An 18000-nucleotide genomic window follows, 5' to 3' on the forward strand; every position below is an offset into this window, starting at 1 on the left:
CGGCCGGCCGCCCGTACTTCCCGACCACTCACCACCACTGCTGAGAGAGAAGCTGTGACAGCCACCCAGGCGCCCGATACGGCGTCACCCACCGCCATGACCAACCGGCAGATACTCCAGGCCATGTCCGGGCTGATGGCCGGCATGTTCGTCGCCATCCTCGCGGGCACCGTCGTCTCCAACGCGCTGCCCACGATCATCGCCGACCTCGGTGCGAGCCAGTCCTCGTACACCTGGGTCGTCACCGCGGAACTGCTGGCCATGACGGCCACCGTGCCGCTGTGGGGCAAGCTGTCCGACCTCTTCGACAAGAAGCTGCTGCTCCAGCTCTCCCTCGGCATGTTCGTGGTGGGTTCGCTGCTGGCGGGCTTCTCCCACGGCGTCGGCCTGCTGATCTTCAGCCGGGTGATCCAGGGCATCGGCGCGGGCGGCCTGACCGCCCTGGCCCAGGTCGTCATGGCCGCGATCATCCCGCCGCGCAGGCTGGGCAAGTACTCCGGCATCTTCGGCGCCGTCTTCGCCGTCGGCACGGTGGCCGGGCCCCTCATCGGCGGTGTCCTGGTGGACACCTCGTGGCTGGGCTGGCGCTGGTGCTTCTTCATCGGTGTGCCGTTCGCGGTGCTCGCCATCATCCTGCTGCAGGCCACGCTGAAGCTGCCGCAGTCCCGGCGTGAGGCGAAGATCGACTGGCTGGGCGCCTTCCTGATCGTCGCGGGCGTCTGCGCGCTGCTCATCTGGGTGTCGCTGGCCGGCAACGAGTTCGACTGGGCCTCCTGGCAGACCGCGGCCCTCGTGGCCGGTGGCCTGATCCTGCTGGCCGCCGCGGTGTTCGTCGAGGCGCGGACCGCCGAGCCGGTCATCCCGCTGGACATCTTCGAGAACCGCACCGTCACGCTGACCACCGTCGCCAGCCTCCTGGTCGGTGTCGCCATGTTCGGCGGCACGGTCTTCCTCTCGCAGTACTTCCAGGTCGCCCTGGGCAAGACGCCGACCGTCGCGGGTCTGATGAGCCTGCCCATGATCGGTGGTCTGCTGGTCTCCTCCACCGTCGCCGGACAGCTGATCAGCAGGACCGGCAAGTGGAAGGCGTACCTGGTGGCGGGGGCGGTCATCATGACCGCCGGTCTCGGCCTGCTGTCCACGATCGACTCCGAGACGCACTTCGGCCTGCTCAGCATCTACATGGCCGTCCTCGGCGTCGGTGTCGGCATGCTGATGCAGAACCTCGTGCTCGCCGCGCAGAACGACGTCCCCGCCGCCGAGCTGGGCGCCGCGACCTCCGTGCTGTCCTTCTTCCGCAGCATGGGCGGCACCATCGGCACCAGCGTCCTCGGCGCGATCCTCGCGAACCGGGTCGCCAGCGAGATCACCAAGGGGCTCGGTGCGGCCGGCGCCGCCCCGGAGGGCGCCTCGGCCGGCGGCCACGGCGCCGTCCCGGACATGAGCACCCTGCCCGAGCCGATGCGCCAGATCATCGAGCACGCCTACGGGGTCGCCACCGCCGACCTGTTCCTCATCGCCACGCCCTGCGCCCTGCTGGCACTGATCACGGTCGTCTTCATCAAGGAGAAGCCGCTGAAGACCACCAGCGGTATGGAGCGGCTCGCCGAGGAGGCCGGTGACGCGGCCGGCGCGGGCGCCACGCTGCCCGGCCAGTCCGCGGGGAGCGACCCGCTGAAGAAGGACGGCGACCCGGCGTCCCCGGTCGGCTGACCGGAAGCAGGAAGCCGTAAGCCGTAACCCGTGGGCACGGCCTGTACGACCGGAGCGCCGCCTCTCCCTTCGCCGGGGGAGGCGGCGCTTCCGCGTCCACGGCTTCATCCCCCAGGTCCTGACGCGCTTCAGGTCCCGGGGCGTGCCCGGCGGTGAGCCGGTGCGCCGTTGCTGTGCGACGCCGACTGCGCCAAGGAGCCCGCGGGAGAGGGGAGCGACCGTCTCGACGGGCAGGTCACCCTCGCCGCAGGGTGTCTCACTCCTCGGCCACGGCGATGGCACCGACCGGGCAGGCCCGGGCGGCCTCCCGCACCAGCGGGTCGCCGCCCCCGTCCTCCCGGCCGGGTACCAGCGTGCTGAAACCGTCGTCGTCCTGGGTGAACACTTCCGGCGCGGTCAGGGCGCACTGGCCCGCGCCGATGCAGACGTCCTTGTCGATGTCGATGTGAAGGCGCATGAGGCGGGCCTCTCACCAGGTCACGGGGAGTTCCAGCATCCCCTGTATCGTTTCGCCGTCCTTGAACGGAATGTCCTCCGCGGGAACGGCGAGCCGCAGGCCCGGCAGCCGCTCGAACAGGGCGGGCAGGGCGATCTCCAGTTCGGCGCGGGCGAGGTTCTGGCCCAGGCACTGGTGGATGCCGAAGCCGAAGGCGACGTGATGGCGGGCCGGCCGGTGCCAGTCCAGGGAGTCGGGCTCGGCGTAGACGTCCTCGTCCCGGTTGATGACGGACGTCCCGAAGACCACTCCGTCACCGGCCCGGATGACCGTGCCGTCCACCTCGATGTCCTCCGTCGCCACGCGCAGCATCCCGTCCGCTATGGACAGCAGGCGCAGCAACTCGTCCACGGCGGCGGGCACCAGGGAGGGATCGGAGCGCAACTCGGCCAGCCGCTCGGGGTGCCGCAGCAGCGTGAAGGTGCCCAACGAGATCATGTTGGCGGTGGTCTCGTGCCCCGCGACCAGCAGGATCAGCGCCAGCAGGGCCACCTCGGTCCGGTCCAGCGCCCCGCTCGCCAACTGCTCGTGGACGAGGTCGTCCAGCACCCCGGTGCCGCGCTCCTTCTGTTTGCGGTCGACCAGTTCCTCTATGTACTCCATGAACCGGTCGCGGGCGTCCTCCATCTCCTCGGCCGTCCGGCCGCGCAGCAGGCGGCGTGACTGCTCCTCGAAGAACTCGTGGTCGGCGTACGGGACGCCCAGCAGTTCGCAGATCACCATGGACGGCACGGGCAGCGCGAAGGCGCCGACGAGTTCGGCGGGCGGCCCCTGCTCGATCATGGCGTCGAGGCGTTCGTCGACGACGCGCCGGATCCGCGGCCGCAGCTCGGCGGCGCGCTTCAGGGTGAAACTCGGGACCAGCATGCGCCGTTGGACGTGGTGCTCGGGGTCGTCGACGCCGAGCAGGATCGGCCGGCGGTCGCGGCGGAGCGCCGCGAAGCGGGCGGTGGTCATGGGGAACCCGGGCCGGTTGCGGTCGGAGGACAGCCGCGGGTCGGCGAGCAGGCTCCGGGCGGCGGCGTGCCCGCTGACCAGCCAGACCGGGCGGCCGTCGTACAGGGTGACGCGGGCCAGCGGGCGGTCGGCGCGCAGCGGGTCGTACGCGGCCGGGGGGTGGTAGGGACAGGTACGGCTCTGGGGGAAGGCGACGGGTTTCGACAGGTGTGTCACGTCCGTCATGTCAGACCTCGCAGACGAAAGAGTGCATCGTGCCGATCCTCATTAGATGGTCGACATATCCGGGGAGCGACGCGAGATCCGGTCAGATCGGCGCCGTACGCGATGTGGCCGGATGAGGCGCACGGGAGCCGGTACGGGGCCCGGACCGCATCGCGCGCCCGGGTTCTGCCCCCGGGGCACGCGCACACCTGCGCCCCCTGGCTCGGAAGCGACCCCGAGCGCACTCCGGTGCTTTCGCGCCCGAGTGCGTCAGGCCCGGTATCCGCGCAGCTTGCGGTACAGCGTCGCGCGGGCGATGCCCAGGGACGCGGCCGCGCGCGCCTTGTTCCCGCCGTGCCGGCGCAGCGCCTCCAGGATGGCGGTGCGCTCGGCGCTCTCCATCGCGCTCATCCGCCGGACGCCGGACCCCTCACGGACCGGGTCCGGCAGCTCGGCCCGCCGGACCGGGCCCGCGGCGCGCCGCTGCCGGGCCAACGCCCCGACCAGGTGCGCCAGTTCGGTGACGTTTCCGGGCCAGGGGTACTGCTCCAGGGCGCGCAGCGCGTCCAGCGTCCAGGTCAGCGGCGGTTCGCCGGGGGCGGGCCGCGGTGCCAGCCGGGCCAGTAAGTCCTTGATGTCGTCCGGGCGTTCCCGCAGCGCGGGGAGCGTGACCGAGCGGGCCGCCAGCATGTCGAGAAGGCGCCGCAGGCAGGGACCGGGGACGGCGCCGGGCGTGTAGGTGACGAGCAGGGGCGCGTCCGGTCGTGCGCCGAGCAGGGAGTTGAGGACCGCCACATCGGACTGGGCGAGACGCTCGGCGTGGCGCAGCAGCAGAACGCGGTCGTCCGCCGGTGCCCCGGCCCAGGCGGTGAGCGCGTCGCCGGAGTTCCGGGCCGCGTCCACCACCAGGAGGTCCGTGTCCTCCCGCGCGGTCAGCAGCTCCCGTGCCAGGGAGGTCTTGCCCGTCCCCCGCTCGCCGGTCAGCAGCAGAGGGCCCCCGGCGCGCGTGAGTTCCGCCGCACGGGCCGACGCGAGGAGCCAGGGCACCGAACGCCCGGCGAGATTGACGGCGGACGCCGCCGGTGTCCGCACGGCCCGCCCGGCGGACGGCCCGGGGGAGTGCGCGCGACCGAGAACGGCGACCACTCCGACGACGGCACCGCGGTGCCGGACGGGTGTGAGGCGGGCGGTACCGGCGCCGTCGGGCAGGCGGAGGTCGTACGACCCGGAAGGGAACGTTCCCGCATCACCCGCTCCCGTACCGCCCGCTCCCGTACCGCCCGCTCCCGTACCGCCCGCTCCCGTGTCACCCGTCCCCGTGTCACCCGTCCCCGTGCCGCCCGTCCCCGTGTCACCCGTCCCCGTGTCACTCGCCCCCGTAGCGCCCGTCCCCGTGCCATCCGTCCCCGTACCGCTCGCGTCCGCACCGTCCGCGTCCGCTCTCGCACCGTCCGCGTCCGCTCCCGTGTCGCTCGCGTCGGCACCGCTCGCCGCGGCGTCCCGCTCCAGCGTTTCCACGGCCCGGGGCGACAGCATCGCCTCCGCCGCCTCGTTCAGCAGCCGGTTGCGTCCGTCGAACGCCGCCACCGCGGCTCCCGGCCGGGCGGCCGCCCGCTGGTAGGCGTCGAGCAGCACGCGCTCGGCCGGGCCGTTCCGTTCCCGCTCACGCAGCCGCAGTTCCGCCTCGACGGCCGCCGCCGTGGCCTCGGCGAGGGCGGCGCAGGGATGCGGAGCGCACCCGGCGCACAGACCCGAGACGACGGTCACCGTGCCGAGCACCCGCTCGCCGTCGGGCGCCGGCACGGGGACGCTGACGGCCGACACGTCCTGCCAGAGGTCGAGGAAGTGCTCGGGACCGTGCGCCTCCGCGCGGCTCCGGGTCCGCAGCGCGAGCGCCGCGCTGTTGTGCCCGACCTCCCGCTCGGACAGGTCCCGGCACGCCGGGACGTCACCGGGCAGGTCCCCGGCCGACCACAGCACGCGCAGCCGCTCGTCGGTGAGCAGCAGCATGGCCGGCCGGCCGGCGGAGGCCAGGACGGGCGCGAGGCGCTCGAGCACGGGGCGGGCCACTCGCAGCAGATGAGGTGACGGCACCGGCTGCCGGGGCCCGGCGGGTACCAGGTCGTGCGCCACACCGAAGAAGCGGGCGCGCCGCCAGGCCGCGGCGATCTCGTCCGGCACGTCCTCGGGCAGCGGCCGCCCGCTCAGGAACCGTGAGCGGGCCCGGCGCAGTGCGGAGACGGCGGGGCGGGTCGGGGAGTGCTCGCCGCTGCTCACGCCGCCTCCCACCGCATCGTCGACGGCCAAGTCGATGGACAAATCGATGTGTCGATGTGTCGATGTGTCGACCGGCACAAGAGCGGGGCCGGTCACGGTCCCCGTCTCTCCCGCGCGCGCCTGTCTCACTTTGAGACACCCACGCACCGGCGCACTGCTTCAAGATCATAAGCGGTCGGTGCAGGCCTCACCTTCCCCGGTTCTCCGCCCCCGCCCTCCTCCGTCCCTGTCCTCCCTGGAGCGAAATCCCGTGCACACCGTCGAAACCGACGTGCTGATCGTCGGCAGTGGCCCCGCAGGAGCCGCGGCCGCCCTGGCCCTGAGCACCTACGGCGTGCCCAACATCGTGGTCACCCGCTACGCCGCCCTCGCCGACACACCCCGCGCGCACATCACCAACCAGCGCACCATGGAGGTCCTGCGCGACCTCGGCGTCGAGAGGGACGTCATCGCGAAGGCCACGCCCCAGCACCTGATGGGCAACACCACCTTCTGCACCAGCCTGGCCGGCGAGGAACTGGGACGCGTCCGCTCCTGGGGCAACGATCCGCTCGTCCAGGCCGCGCACGAACTCGCCAGCCCCACCCGCATGTGCGACATGCCGCAGCACCTCATGGAGCCCGTCCTCGTCGACGCGGCCGTCGCCCGGGGCACGCATCTGCGCTTCAGCACGGTCTACAAGTCGTACGCCGAGGACGCGGACGGCGTCACGGTCACCGTCGAGGACCGGCTGCGCGGCGACGAGTACACCATCCGCGCCAAGTACCTGATCGGCGCGGACGGCGGCCGTTCGAAGGTCGCCGAGGACGCCGGGCTGCCGATGGGCGGGCAGATGGGCGTCGCGGGCAGCATCAACATCCTCTTCGACGCGGACCTGAGCAAGTACACCGCGCACCGCCCCGCCACCCTGTACTGGGTGCTCGCCCCCGGCGCCACCGTCGGCGGCATAGGCGCCGGTCTCGTCCGCAACGTCCGCCCCTGGAACGAGTGGCTGACCGTCTGGGGCTACGACGTGCAGGCGGGCCCGCCGGACCTCACCACCGAGTACGCCGAGTCGGTCGTCCGGCAGCTCATCGGCGACGACGAGATACCGGTCACCATCAAGTCGTCCTCGGCGTGGACGGTCAACGAGATGTACGCCGAGACGTACTCCAGCGGCCGGGTGTTCTGCGCCGGCGACGCCACCCACCGCCACCCGCCGTCCAACGGCCTCGGCTCCAACACCTCCATCCAGGACTCGTACAACTTGGCCTGGAAGCTCAAGCTCGTCCTCGACGGCACCGCGTCACCGAAACTGCTCGACACCTACACCGCCGAACGCGCCCCGATCGGCAGGCAGATCGTGACCCGCGCCAACCGCTCCATCCGCGAGACCGCCCCCGTCTTCGAGGCGCTCGGCGGTCTCGCCCCGCAGACCCCCGAGCAGCTCTGGGCCAACATCGAGGCCCGCAAGGACGCCACCGGGGCCGCCGCGGAGCAGCGCGCGAAGCTGCGCGAGGCGATCGCGTTCAAGGCGTACGAGTTCAACGCGCACGGCGTCGACCTCAACCAGCGCTACGACGCCGGGACTTCGGCGGCGATCGTCCCGGACGGCACCGAGGACCCTGGCTTCGACCGCGACCCCGAGCTGTACCACCAGCCCTCCTCCCGGCCGGGCGCCAGGCTGCCGCACGCCTGGATCACCGCGGGGACCCGGACCCTGTCCACCCTCGACGCCGCGGGCGGCGGCCGCTTCACCGTGTTCACCGGCATCGGCGGCGACTGCTGGCTGCGCGCCGCGGCGGCCCGGGACGCGGACATCGCCACCGCCGTCATCGGCCCCGGACAGCAGTACGAGGACCCGTACGGCGACTGGGCGCGGGTCAGTGAGATCGCCGACTCGGGTGTTCTGCTGGTGCGCCCCGACGGGTACGTCGCCTTCCGGCACCACGCGGCGGCGGCGGACGCCGAACGGTTGCTCGGCGACGCGCTGCGGCGGATCCTCGGGCACGACTGACGCGACCGGGCGACCGCCCGGCCGGCCCACGCATCCGACGACGAACGAGGAGCGGCATGGCCACCGACGCCGACGTGACCAGCGTCACCGAACAGGCCGTGGACAGCCTGCGCGGCACCGCCGACCCCCGCCTGCGCGAACTGCTCACCGGGCTGATCCGCCACCTCCACGACTTCGCGCGGGAGACCCGGCTCACCCACGAGGAGTGGGCCCGCGCGATCGGCTTCCTCACGGCGACGGGAAGGGCGAGCACCGGCACCCGGCAGGAGGTCATCCTCCTCTCGGACGTGCTCGGACTGTCCATGCTGGTCGAGGCGGTGAACGCGCACACCGGCCCGGCCGCCACGGAGCCGGCCGTCCTCGGCCCCTTCCACCTGACCGAGTCACCGGTCCGTGCCCTCGGCGCGGACATCGACCTGGTGGGCGGCGGCGAGCCGTGCGTGGTCAGCGGCCGGGTGCTGTCCGAGGACGGCACCCCGCTGCCCGGCGCCGTCCTCGACGTGTGGCAGGCGGACGGGCACGGCTTCTACGACGTGCAGCGCCCGGACGTCCAGCCGCCCGGCAACGGGCGCGGCCTCTTCACGGCGGACGAGGCGGGCCGCTACCGGTTCCGCACCTGTGTGCCGAGCCCCTACCCGGTCCCGGTCGACGGCCCGGTCGGCGAACTGCTCCGCGCGACCGGCCGCCACCCCTGCCGGCCCGCCCACATCCACTTCATCGCCACCGCGGACGGCCACACCCCGGTCACCACGCACCTCTTCGTGGCGGGCAGCGACTACCTCGACTCGGACGCCGTCCTCGCGGTGCGGAGCAGCCTGGTGCGCGACTTCACGGAGACCGACGACCCGGCCCTGGCGGAGCAGTGCGGGGTCGGGAACCCGTTCCGGCACGCCCGGTTCGACCTCGTGCTGAGCAGGGCGTGCTGACCGGGGCCGACGGTCCGTCGGCGAGGACCCCGCTCGTACACTGATCCGCATTCGTCCCCGCTCCCGCGCACTCCCCGCGGGATCCCGCAAGGAGAAGACATGGCAATCGAGGTCGTCGACGCCCCGGCGCAGAACCGTTACGAGGCCCGGCTCGACGGGGGGACGGACGTCGCGGGCTTCGCCCAGTACATCCGCACCCCGGAGCTCGTCGCCTTCGTCCACACCGAGGTCGACCGGCGGCACGAGGGCAGGGGCGTCGGCTCGGCGCTGGTGCGGCAGTCGCTCGACGAGGCCCGTGAGGCGGGGCTGAGGGTGCTGGCCACCTGCCCCTTCTACGCCGCCTGGATCAACCGCCACCCCGAGTACCAGGGCCTGCTGTACCAGGCGCGCAGCAGCGTCGCCGACTGACGGCGGCTCAGGACGTGAGCAGGTTCAGAAGGCGTACCGGACCCGCAGCCACGGCGCGTGGGCCTCGATCAGCTCGCGCAGCGTGCGCACCGCAGCGGCCTTGACGTCGTTGCGGTAACGGACGTTCCAGGCGCCGTTCTGGGAGCGCTTGGCCTGCTGGAGGCCGGGCTGCCACAGGACCTCCTCGGCGCGGGGGTGCCAGGCGAGGTTGACGTCGTGGAGGCCGCGGTTGTGGGTGAGCATGATCACCTCCGCGGCCGCCTGGCGCTTGACCCGGTCGGGCAGTACGTCGTCGAGGTGCCGGAGCAGCTCGGCCCAGGCGGCTTCCCAGCCGGGACGCACGACCACGGGGGAGAGGTTGAAGTGCACCTCGTACCCGGCGTCCAGGAAGTCGGGGGCGGCGGCGATGCGGTCGGCGATCGGTGAGGTGCGCAGGTCCAGCAGCTTCGAGTCGTCCGCGGGCATCAGCGAGAAGCGGATACGGGTCCGCCCCCGCGGGTCCAGTGCGAGCAGGTCGGGGTTGACGAACTTGGTGGCGAAGGCCGCCTTCGCGGTGGGCCACTCCCGGAAGGCGCGTACGAGGTCCGCGGTGTTGTCGCTGACCAGGGCGTCCACCGAGCAGTCGCCGTTCTCCCCGATGTCGTACACCCACGCCTCGGGGTCGCACTGGTTGGGCTCGGGCTTGGGGCCCTGGCGTGCGACGTGCCGGCCGAGGTGGGCGATGATCTTGTCGATGTTGGTGAAGACGGTGATGGGGTTGGCGTAGCCCTTGCGGCGCGGTACGTAGCAGTAGGCGCAGGCCATGGCGCAGCCGTTGGAGAAGCCCGGGGCGATCCAGTCCGCGGACCGGCCGTTGGGGCGGGTGGTGAGGGTCTTGCGTTCGCCCAGGACGAGCGTCTCGCCCTTGACGCGCACCCACCGCTCGACGTTCCCCTCGTTGCCGTACAGCCCGGGGATGCGCCAGTGGGAGTCCACCTCGATCAGGCGGGCGCCGGGGAAACGCTCGATGACCTGCCGGCCGCGCGGGGAGGCGGCGGCTGCGGGCTCCGCGTAGATGTCCCGCACGGGCAGCAGCCGCCGGGCCGCGGCGGAGTCGCGGAAGAGCGGACCGGCGCCGGGCGCGAGGTCCGAGGGACCGGTGGGAGCCGTGGGAGCGAGGGTGTCGAGGTCGAACAGGGTGTCGGAGGCGTGGTCCGGGGTGACGGACGGGTGAGGCATAAGTACTGCTCCGGGAACGGTGGTGCGGTGGCGGCGCATCCGGCCGTGGGCGACACGGACTGCCGCAGTAGCGGAGGCGGTGCTTCCATTGTACGCATAACGGACATTAATCGAACGTGAGTCGGATGTCCGGGTGCCGCGGTGCGCCCGCATCCCGAACACGTTCGTCCGGGCGGACCTCGGGGGCCGGAACACTAGACTGATCGCGTGGCCAGTGCGGAGGGCCGGGAGAGCCCGGCGGGAGAGCGGGAGACCCGGGAGGGGGAGCCTGCCCCGGACGCGATGGCCGATCTGCAGGCCCTCGCCGTTCACCTGCGGCGGCTGAACGGCGAGATCAACCGCCTGGTGCACGGTTTCGCCGGAATCCAGGGGCTGCACGCGACGGACGTCCAGGCGCTGGCGGCCGTTCTGGACGCCGACGAACCCATGACGCCGGGCCGGCTGCGCGTGCACCTGGGACTCACCTCCGGCGCCGTGACCGCGTGCGTGGACCGGCTGGAGCGGGCCGGTCACATCCGCCGGGTCCGCGAGAGCGCCGACCGCAGGGTGGTCCACCTCCACTACGCGGCGGAGGCCAGGGTGGCGGCCCGCTCGTACTTCCGTCCGCTCGCCGAGGCCGTGGGCGCGGCCCGGTCCCGGTTCACCGAGGACGAGCTCACGGTGGTGCTGCGCTTCCTCGCGGCCGTGAACGAGGAACTCTCTACCCTGCGGCCGTCCGGCCACTGACCGCTGTCCCCGCGGTGCCCGCCCCCTGCGCGGCGAAGTCGCGGGCGGTGTCTACGATGGCCGCCAGTTACCTCAATCATTGAGATAGTTTTTCATTGAGGTACCCGGGTACCCGGCACCCCCGCCTCCTCAGCCGTCTGGAGAACCATGCCCCGCTCGCCCCGACGAGCCCGTCTGCTCGTCCCCCTCGCCCTGCTGATCGCCTGGCTCGTCCTGGGCGGAGCCCTCGGCCCCTTCGCGGGCAGGCTCGGCGAGGTCGCCACCAACGACCAGGCGTCGTTCCTGCCGCGGAGCGCCGAGTCCACCGAGGTCATCGACGAGCAGAAGGCCTTCCGGCAGGACGAGACCCTGCCGGCCGTCGTCGTCTGGACCGCGGGAGCCGACGGCGACGGCATCTCGGACGACCAACGGCAGGCCGCCACCGGCGCCCTGGCCTCGCTCACCGGCACACCGGGGGTCGTCGGGGAGGTGTCGCCGGCCCTGCCCTCCGAGGACGGCCGGGCGCTGCAGGGCGTCGTCCAGCTGAGCCCCGGCCTCGGGGACAAGCTGCAGGAGACCCTGGACTCGGTCCGCTCCGCCGCCGGGGAGGTGCCCGGCACGACCGTCCACCTGGCCGGACCCGCCGCGAGCCAGGCCGACCTGTCCGACGCCTTCGCGGGCATCGACGGGCTGCTGCTCGGCGTCGCCCTGGCCACCGTCCTCGTCATCCTGCTGCTGGTCTACCGCAGCGTCCTGCTGCCCTTCGTGATCATCACCGGCGCGGTCCTCGCGCTCGCCCTGGCCTGCGCGGTCGTCTACGTACTCGCCGACCACGACGTGCTCCGCGTCGACGGGCAGGTGCAGGGCATCCTCTTCATCCTCGTCATCGGCGCCGCCACCGACTACGCCCTGCTGCTGACCGCCCGCTACCGCGAGGAACTGGCCCGGGGCGCCGACCGCTTCACCGCCGTCCGGGCCGCGTCGCGCGAGTCGTGGAAGGCCGTCGTCGCCAGCGCCGCGACCGTCGCCCTCGGCCTGCTCGCCCTGCTGCTCAGCGACCTCACCAACAACCGGGCCCTCGGTCCGGTCGGCGCCATCGGCATCGTCTGCGCCGTCCTGAGCACGCTCACCTTCCTGCCCGCCGTCCTCGTGCTCCTCGGCCGCGCCGCCTACTGGCCGGCCGAGCCCCGCCCCGACAGGGACGGGGGCACCGGACACGGCCTGTGGCGGCGGATCGCGGACCTGGTGGACCGGGCGCCGCGCCGCATCTGGGCCCTGTGCCTCGCCGGGCTCCTCGCCTGCGCCGCCTTCGCGCCCACCCTCACCGCGAGAGGCGTCCCGCTCGACGAGATCTTCGTGAACGACGCCCCCTCCGTCGCCGCCCAGCAGGCCCTCGGCGAGCACTTCCCCGCAGGGCAGGGCAACCCCGCCGTGGTCATCGCGAACGCCGGCAGTCTGGACGGGGTCGTCGCCGCGGCCCGGGACACCGAGGGCGTCGCCTCGGCGGCCCCGGTGGGCGAGAACGGCCGCCCGGGCGGCGAGCCCATGGTCGCCGACGGCCGGGTGCGCGTCGACGTCACCCTCGACTCCGCCGCCGACAGCGAGGCGGCCAAGGACACCGTGGCCCGCCTGCGCGCCGCCGTCCACGACGTGCCGGACGCCGACGCGCTGGTCGGCGGCTACACGGCCCAGCAGTACGACACCCAGGCGACCGCCGCGGCCGACCGCACGCTGATCGTCCCCGTGGTGCTCGGCATCATCCTCGTCATCCTGGTCGGACTGCTCCGCTCCCTGCTGATGCCCGTCCTGCTGGTGGCGACCGTGGCGCTTAACTTCCTCGCCACGCTGGGCGTCGCGGCGCTGCTCTTCCCGCTCTTCGGGTTGACGGGCACCGACGCCTCCGTGCCGCTGTACGGCTTCGTGTTCCTGGTGGCCCTGGGCGTGGACTACAACATCTTCCTGATGTCCCGGGTGCGGGAGGAGTCGCTGCGGCACGGGGTGCGCCAGGGCGTCCTGCGCGGCCTCGTCGCCACCGGGGGAGTCATCACCTCGGCCGGCGTGGTGCTCGCCGCGACCTTCGCCGCGCTCGGTGTGATCCCCCTGGCGTTCCTCGTGCAGATCGCCTTCATCGTCGCGTTCGGGGTGCTGCTCGACACGCTCGTGGTGCGGTCCCTGCTCGTGCCCGCGCTGGTACGGGACATCGGCCCGGCCGCCTGGTGGCCGGGACGGCTCAGCCGGGAGCGGATGGACGCCGAAGCCGCACGCAGGTGACGGGACGGCAGTGGCCCGGCGCACGGCCCCGCGGGAAGCGGGGCCGTGCGCCGGGCCACAGGTGTGTCAGGCCTGGCCGGACCCCTCCTTGGGGGCCGCCTGCTGCACGACGTCGAAGGACCACAGCGTGGACCCGCTGGCCGCCGGCCTGGGGCGCTCGCCGCCCTCCGCGCCACCGCCCTGGTGGGCCTGCTTCATCGGGCCCTCCATCCAGGCCTGGAAGGACTCCTCGTCACGCCACCGGGTGTAGACGAGGTAGTTGTCGGTGCCCTCGACCGGCCGGAGGAGCTCGAACCACTCAAACCCGTCGGAGTTCTCCACCGCGTGGGCACGGGAGGCGAAGCGCTTCTCCAGCGTCTCCCGCTGCTCGGCGGGAACGGTCAGTACGTTGATCTTGACTACGCTCATGGGTCCATCTTGGCGCACGGCGGCCGGCGGGCGGGGCCGGGGGACGGGCTCAGGACCGGTACGGCTGCTGCTGCGGATGTCCGTACGGCTGACCGCCGCCCGCGCCCTGCGCCTGCAACTGCCCGGCCTCCTCCTCGGTCACCTTCCGCTCCGTGCCGCAGAAGGTGCACTGCGTCAGGTACTTCGTCGAGACGGGGAAGAGGGGTACGAAGAACAGGGTGAACTTGGTGACGCGCTTGCGCAGCGTGTGCGCGGCGGGGTTGCCGCAGTTGCCGCACAGCAGGGTCAGTACGGCGAGCTGGTACAGGTATCCCTTGGTGCCGAAGATGATCATACGGTCGGTCCTTCCCGGGCCGGTTCCTGCCGACACGGTGCCCATGAGCGGACAACGTGGTCATGAGAACAGTGTCGTACGGCCGTTGCGCCGGTGTGCCCGGTGTTGCCGGACGCGAGGATGCGGGGACGCGCGGCGTTGCCGGACGCAGGACGCAACACACTCGCCCGTACGGTGTTGCGGGCGTCCGGCGGTGACGGGGGCGGCGCGTGCCGTGTTGCCGGACGGTGGTCGCAACGTCGATAGTCGACCCCGAGCTGAGTGAATGAGTGGGTGGATTGTTCAACGATCCCTGTGACTCGTTCGTGATCCTTTGGCTAGGAATGGCTCACCAAAGGTCGGGAAGCCGTTGCAGCGGCGACCCGGCCCACAACGGACTCGGGCCCCCTGTGAATGCACAGGGGGCTGGGTCGCATTGTGTGGGAACTTGTCATGACATGTGTCCGTAAGTCACGATGCAACAAGGTGCTACGCCCGGCTGCTGCAACAGCCCGGCGACGGACGGCGCCTGACCACAGGTCACCTAGCCAAAGGAGACGCTCGTGAAGAACATCGTGGACTGCGAGAAAACCTCCCGGAAGTGGCGGTTCCGGCCGTCGAGGACCGTGATCATCATCGTCGTCGTGGGCGCCGGGGTGTACGCCGCGACACGTACGGGCGTACCGGCCGTCGTCGGCCTGCAGGGCGCGGCGGCGCTGCTCGGCGCCGTGGCGGCGGCCCGCAAGCTGGCCCTCGCCCTGCCCAAGGGCGGCCCGGCGTGGCTGCCCGCCCTCGGCCGATAGCCGCTCGACGGGCATCCGACCGACAGATGAACACGGAAGCATCCGCGGTGGCGCAGCTCGCCGGCGAGCTGCGCCGCCTCCAGATCCGGGCGGGCGGGCCCTCCCTGCGCCGCCTGGCACAGACGACGCACTACTCGCCCTCCACACTGTCCCGTTACTTCTCCGGGCGGCAGTTCCCCTCCCTGGAGGTGACCCGCCGGCTCGCCGGGGCGCTCGAGGCCGACGACCGTTCCCTGGACCACCTCGAGGGGCTGTGGCACGAGGCCGCCGGACAGCGGACCCGGTCACGCGCCGCGCGAAGCCGTGGGCGCGGGCCCGGGAGCACCGGCCGCGGCCGCACCTCGCCCGACACCATCGAGACGCCCGAGGACCTCGCCGGTGCGCTGCGGAACGAGCTGGAGGGACGCAGCGTCCGGCAGCTCGCGGCGGACACCGGCCTGGCCCGCACCACCGTGCACGAGGCGGTCAACGGCCGCCGGATACCGTCGGTGCACACGGTGACGGCACTCGCCCGCGCGGCCGGCCTGAACCCCGAGCCCTGGATCCGCGCCGTCGACAAGGTCCGCCACCGGGCCGCGCGGACCGGCCGGCCGTCGCGCCCCGTGCGGGAGAGCGCGGTGCCGGGACAGCGCACCGAGGGCTCCCAGGGACGTTCACCCGCGGACGTCGCCGCCCTGGCCGCCCGGTACGAGCGGGAGGGCGACCCGGCGAAGGCACGGCAGGTGCTCCGCGACGCGGCCCGCACCCACTCGTCGGACGCCATGGCGGACATCGCCCAGGCACTGCTGGCGCTGCGCGCCGAGGCCAAGGGCGACGCCCTGCACGAGGCCACCTGGCTGCGCCTGCACACGCACCGCTTCACCGCCGCCGTCTCCCAGCTCGGCGAGGAACCCGCGGCGATACGCCTGGGCGGCGTCTACGCCCTGGCCGGCCTCGCCGACGGCGCCCCCAACCGCGCGCTGCGCCAGACCTGCATCGACGTCCTGTGCGCCTACCTCCGGCTGCCCGCGGTCCCCGTGACCGACCTGCCGCCGGGCGACACGGCGGCCCGGCACACGCACCTGGCGGCCCGGGAGGTCCGGCACACCATCATGCGTCTCATCCGGGACCACCTCCGCCTCCCCGCCGAACACCCGCACTCCTGGCAGCGCTACGACCTCGACTTCACCTCCGCCACCTTCGACACCGGGGACTTCCGGGGCGCGGTGTTCGGCGGAGGTGCGGTGCGCTTCGACAACGTGTGCTTCTCCGGCGGCACGTTCCGTTTCGACGGTGCCGTGTTCAGCGGCGGCACGGTGAGCTTCGAGGGTGCGCGGTTCACGGGGGGCACGGTGAGTTTCGACGGGGCGGTGTTCGGCGGCGGCACCGTCGGGTTCGACAGGGCGGAGTTCGCGGGCGGCACGGTCGACCTCTCCCGCGCGCGAGGCGCCGTACCGGCCGGGCTCCCGCCCGGCGCGTCGCCCCCGGCCGGTCTGAGGCTGCCCGACGCATGGCACGAACGGGCGTCCTGAGCCGCCTGCGGGCGCACGGAAAAAGCGGAGGCGGTGCGGGGGAGGGCTCTGGCACGCTGGCGGACCGGCCGACCGCCAGCCCCACAGGAGCGTCCCGTGACACCGCCACGCCTGGTCCCGTTGCTGCAGCAGTTCGACTTCGCGTCCAAGCGCCTCGCCGACCGCATGACGGGGCCCGTCGTGGACAGCGGGGACGGGACGGACACCCGGGTCGGCCCCATGACCGACGAGGAACTGTTCTGGGAGCCGGTGCCCGGCTGCTGGTCGGTGCGGCGGCGCGCGGACGGCCCCGGACCGGGGGCGGCCTTCCTGGCCGGTACCGGCGGCTGGGGGCGCGACGCCGCGCCGTACCCGCACCCCTGGCCGCCACCCTTCACCACGATCGCGTGGCGCCTGAGCCACCTCACCGAGATGCTCACCCTGCGCGCCGACCACACGGCCGGCGGCCACGCGCTGACCCGGGACGACCACACCGTCGCCGGGAGCGCCGCGGAGGCGGTCGCGGCCTTCGACGCGGGCGCCGCCGCCTGGCGCGGGGCGCTGCTGGGCGTCGACGACACCGCGCTCGACACCGTGGGCTACTGCACCTACCCCCACGGCAGCGACGCCGAGGAGCCGTTCGTCGACATCGTGTGGTGGGTCAACCAGGAGGTGCTGCACCACGGGGCCGAGATCGCCCTGCTCCGCGACCTGTACGGCGCGACACGGGACCGGCCCTAGGACCTGCCGTCCCCGTCGTCCCCGCCGTCCCCGCCGGCCGCGTCGTCCGCCGTCCCACGGGCAGCCGAGCGGAAGGCCAGCGGTGTGCGGCCGTCGTGCCTGCGGAAGAACTTGCTGAAGTCGCTGGGGTCCGTGAAGCCGAGGTGGCGGGCCACGTCGGCCGAGGTGAGGCCGGTGTGCAGCAGGAGGCGTTTGGCCTCCAGCACGATGCGCGCGTCGAGGTACGCCTTCGCGGTGGTACCGGTGGCCGCGTGGACGGCGCGGGTCAGGGTGCGGGTGCTGTAGCCGAGTTCCGCGGCGTAGTCGCCGACCCGGTGGGTGCGGGCGAAGTCCCGTTCCACGGCGGCGCGGAAGCGCTCGTAGGGGCCGTCCTTGGGCGCGGCGGCGCGCGCTGCCGACGGGAGGGCGTGCGCCAGCCGCAGCAGCAGGACGGAGAGCAGCATCCGCAGCGTCCTGTTGTGCGCCTCCAGCGGCAGTGAGCCCAGGTCGTCGTACTCGGTGACCAGGTGGTCCAGGGCCAGGCCGACCATCCGCGCGTGCGGGCCGGCGGGCAGTACCGGGCCTTCCGTGTCCGGCGGGTCGTCCGGCACGAAGCCCGGGCGCCAGATGACGACGACCCCGTCGGCGCCGCCCTCCGCCCGCGCGAGCTCCGCCGCGAACTGGTGCACCTGACCCGGCCGCACCCACAGCCAGCCCCCCGGCGGGACCAGGTGCCGGGTGAAGTCCACGGTGTGCGGCAGCGTGCCGGAGTCCGGGTGCGGGTGGATGAGGTGGTGGAAGGCCGGGCGCTGCGGACCGGTCAGGTCGATGCCCCGGCGCCGGCCACGCGCCCGCAGCTCCGCGAAGTCCACCACGTCCATCCCGATCGGCGCGCTGAGCGAGGGCCGGAAGGCGACCTCGGTGATCGCGACGCCGTGCGGTGCGCCGTTCCGGCCCGGTCGCCCGGCGCTGCCGCGGTGTGCCATGCCTCTCCGGTCGTCCGCCCGTGCTTGTCCGTTTCTTCCCATCAGCTGTCCCCAGCGTACCGCCCCGGGCCAGCGACGCCTTCTAGCGTGAAGAGGGAACGGGCCAGGA

The 18000-nt window shown here is 73.0% G+C and carries 16 protein-coding genes; 9 read left to right on the forward strand and 7 right to left on the reverse strand.

Features of this window, described 5'->3' with window-relative positions; genetic code table 11:
• Nucleotides 1–96: 96 nt before the first annotated feature.
• Nucleotides 97–1713 (forward strand): MDR family MFS transporter, encoded by a 1617-nt coding sequence (locus IEZ04_RS25495; protein WP_189219377.1) that lies wholly within the window; start codon nucleotides 97–99, stop codon nucleotides 1711–1713.
• A 256-nt stretch (nucleotides 1714–1969) separates the two neighbouring features.
• Here IEZ04_RS25495 and IEZ04_RS25500 read toward each other — a convergent pair whose 3' ends face one another.
• The 3 genes from IEZ04_RS25500 to IEZ04_RS25510 form a co-directional block, all read right to left on the reverse strand.
• The gene (locus tag IEZ04_RS25500) at nucleotides 1970–2170 is read right to left on the reverse strand and encodes a ferredoxin (protein ID WP_189219288.1); all 201 of its coding nucleotides are present in this window, start codon (nucleotides 2168–2170) and stop codon (nucleotides 1970–1972) included.
• A 12-nt stretch (nucleotides 2171–2182) separates the two neighbouring features.
• Nucleotides 2183–3391: a cytochrome P450 gene (locus tag IEZ04_RS25505; RefSeq protein ID WP_189219289.1), complete on the reverse strand. Its 1209-nt coding sequence runs from the start codon at nucleotides 3389–3391 to the stop codon at nucleotides 2183–2185.
• A gap of 249 nt (nucleotides 3392–3640) precedes the next feature.
• Nucleotides 3641–5647, reverse strand: a complete 2007-nt coding sequence (locus IEZ04_RS25510; RefSeq protein ID WP_229821269.1) for a helix-turn-helix domain-containing protein — start codon at nucleotides 5645–5647, stop codon at nucleotides 3641–3643.
• A 250-nt stretch (nucleotides 5648–5897) separates the two neighbouring features.
• On the opposite strand from IEZ04_RS25510, the gene IEZ04_RS25515 reads away from it, so the two are divergent.
• The 3 genes from IEZ04_RS25515 (at nucleotide 5898) to IEZ04_RS25525 (ending at nucleotide 8977) form a co-directional block, all read left to right on the forward strand.
• Entirely contained in the window at nucleotides 5898–7643 is a 1746-nt protein-coding gene (locus IEZ04_RS25515) for an FAD-dependent oxidoreductase (RefSeq protein WP_189219290.1), read from the forward strand.
• A 56-nt stretch (nucleotides 7644–7699) separates the two neighbouring features.
• Entirely contained in the window at nucleotides 7700–8569 is an 870-nt protein-coding gene (locus tag IEZ04_RS25520) for a dioxygenase family protein (RefSeq protein WP_189219291.1), read from the forward strand.
• 99 nt (nucleotides 8570–8668) lie between these two features.
• Nucleotides 8669–8977: a GNAT family N-acetyltransferase gene (locus IEZ04_RS25525; protein WP_189219292.1), complete on the forward strand. Its 309-nt coding sequence runs from the start codon at nucleotides 8669–8671 to the stop codon at nucleotides 8975–8977.
• A 24-nt stretch (nucleotides 8978–9001) separates the two neighbouring features.
• Here the strand turns inward: IEZ04_RS25525 and IEZ04_RS25530 are convergent, their stop codons facing one another.
• Entirely contained in the window at nucleotides 9002–10195 is a 1194-nt protein-coding gene (locus tag IEZ04_RS25530) for a spore photoproduct lyase family protein (RefSeq protein ID WP_189219293.1), read from the reverse strand.
• Nucleotides 10196–10402: 207 nt separating this feature from the next.
• On the opposite strand from IEZ04_RS25530, the gene IEZ04_RS25535 reads away from it, so the two are divergent.
• A complete protein-coding gene (locus IEZ04_RS25535; protein ID WP_373296358.1) occupies nucleotides 10403–10921 on the forward strand; it encodes a MarR family winged helix-turn-helix transcriptional regulator in 519 nt (172 codons plus the stop codon).
• Nucleotides 10922–11068: 147 nt separating this feature from the next.
• Entirely contained in the window at nucleotides 11069–13171 is a 2103-nt protein-coding gene (locus tag IEZ04_RS25540; RefSeq protein ID WP_189219294.1) for an MMPL family transporter, read from the forward strand.
• A 66-nt stretch (nucleotides 13172–13237) separates the two neighbouring features.
• On the opposite strand, the gene IEZ04_RS25545 is transcribed toward IEZ04_RS25540, so the two are convergent.
• Together IEZ04_RS25545 and IEZ04_RS25550 are read right to left on the reverse strand one after the other, a co-directional pair.
• Nucleotides 13238–13579, reverse strand: coding sequence for an antibiotic biosynthesis monooxygenase family protein (locus IEZ04_RS25545; protein ID WP_189219295.1), 342 nt, complete (start codon nucleotides 13577–13579; stop codon nucleotides 13238–13240).
• Between the two features lie 49 nt (nucleotides 13580–13628).
• Entirely contained in the window at nucleotides 13629–13913 is a 285-nt protein-coding gene (locus IEZ04_RS25550) for a zinc-ribbon domain-containing protein (RefSeq protein WP_189219296.1), read from the reverse strand.
• Nucleotides 13914–14455: 542 nt separating this feature from the next.
• Here IEZ04_RS25550 and IEZ04_RS25555 point away from each other — a divergent pair.
• The 3 genes from IEZ04_RS25555 to IEZ04_RS25565 all read left to right on the forward strand — a co-directional run bounded on the left by IEZ04_RS25555 (nucleotide 14456) and on the right by IEZ04_RS25565 (nucleotide 16926).
• Nucleotides 14456–14695: a hypothetical protein gene (locus IEZ04_RS25555; RefSeq protein WP_189219297.1), complete on the forward strand. Its 240-nt coding sequence runs from the start codon at nucleotides 14456–14458 to the stop codon at nucleotides 14693–14695.
• A gap of 26 nt (nucleotides 14696–14721) precedes the next feature.
• Nucleotides 14722–16206, forward strand: a complete 1485-nt coding sequence (locus tag IEZ04_RS25560; protein ID WP_189219298.1) for a helix-turn-helix domain-containing protein — start codon at nucleotides 14722–14724, stop codon at nucleotides 16204–16206.
• Between the two features lie 96 nt (nucleotides 16207–16302).
• Nucleotides 16303–16926 carry a DinB family protein gene (locus IEZ04_RS25565; RefSeq protein WP_189219299.1) on the forward strand — a complete coding sequence of 208 codons (624 nt, stop codon included), beginning with the start codon at nucleotides 16303–16305 and terminating at the stop codon, nucleotides 16924–16926.
• Here IEZ04_RS25565 and IEZ04_RS25570 read toward each other — a convergent pair.
• Nucleotides 16923–17891: a helix-turn-helix domain-containing protein gene (locus IEZ04_RS25570; RefSeq protein ID WP_229821270.1), complete on the reverse strand. Its 969-nt coding sequence runs from the start codon at nucleotides 17889–17891 to the stop codon at nucleotides 16923–16925. The genes IEZ04_RS25565 and IEZ04_RS25570 overlap by 4 nt on opposite strands.
• Nucleotides 17892–18000: the final 109 nt, after the last annotated feature.

Source organism: Streptomyces ruber, assembly GCF_014648075.1.
Taxonomy (GTDB): domain Bacteria; phylum Actinomycetota; class Actinomycetes; order Streptomycetales; family Streptomycetaceae; genus Streptomyces; species Streptomyces ruber.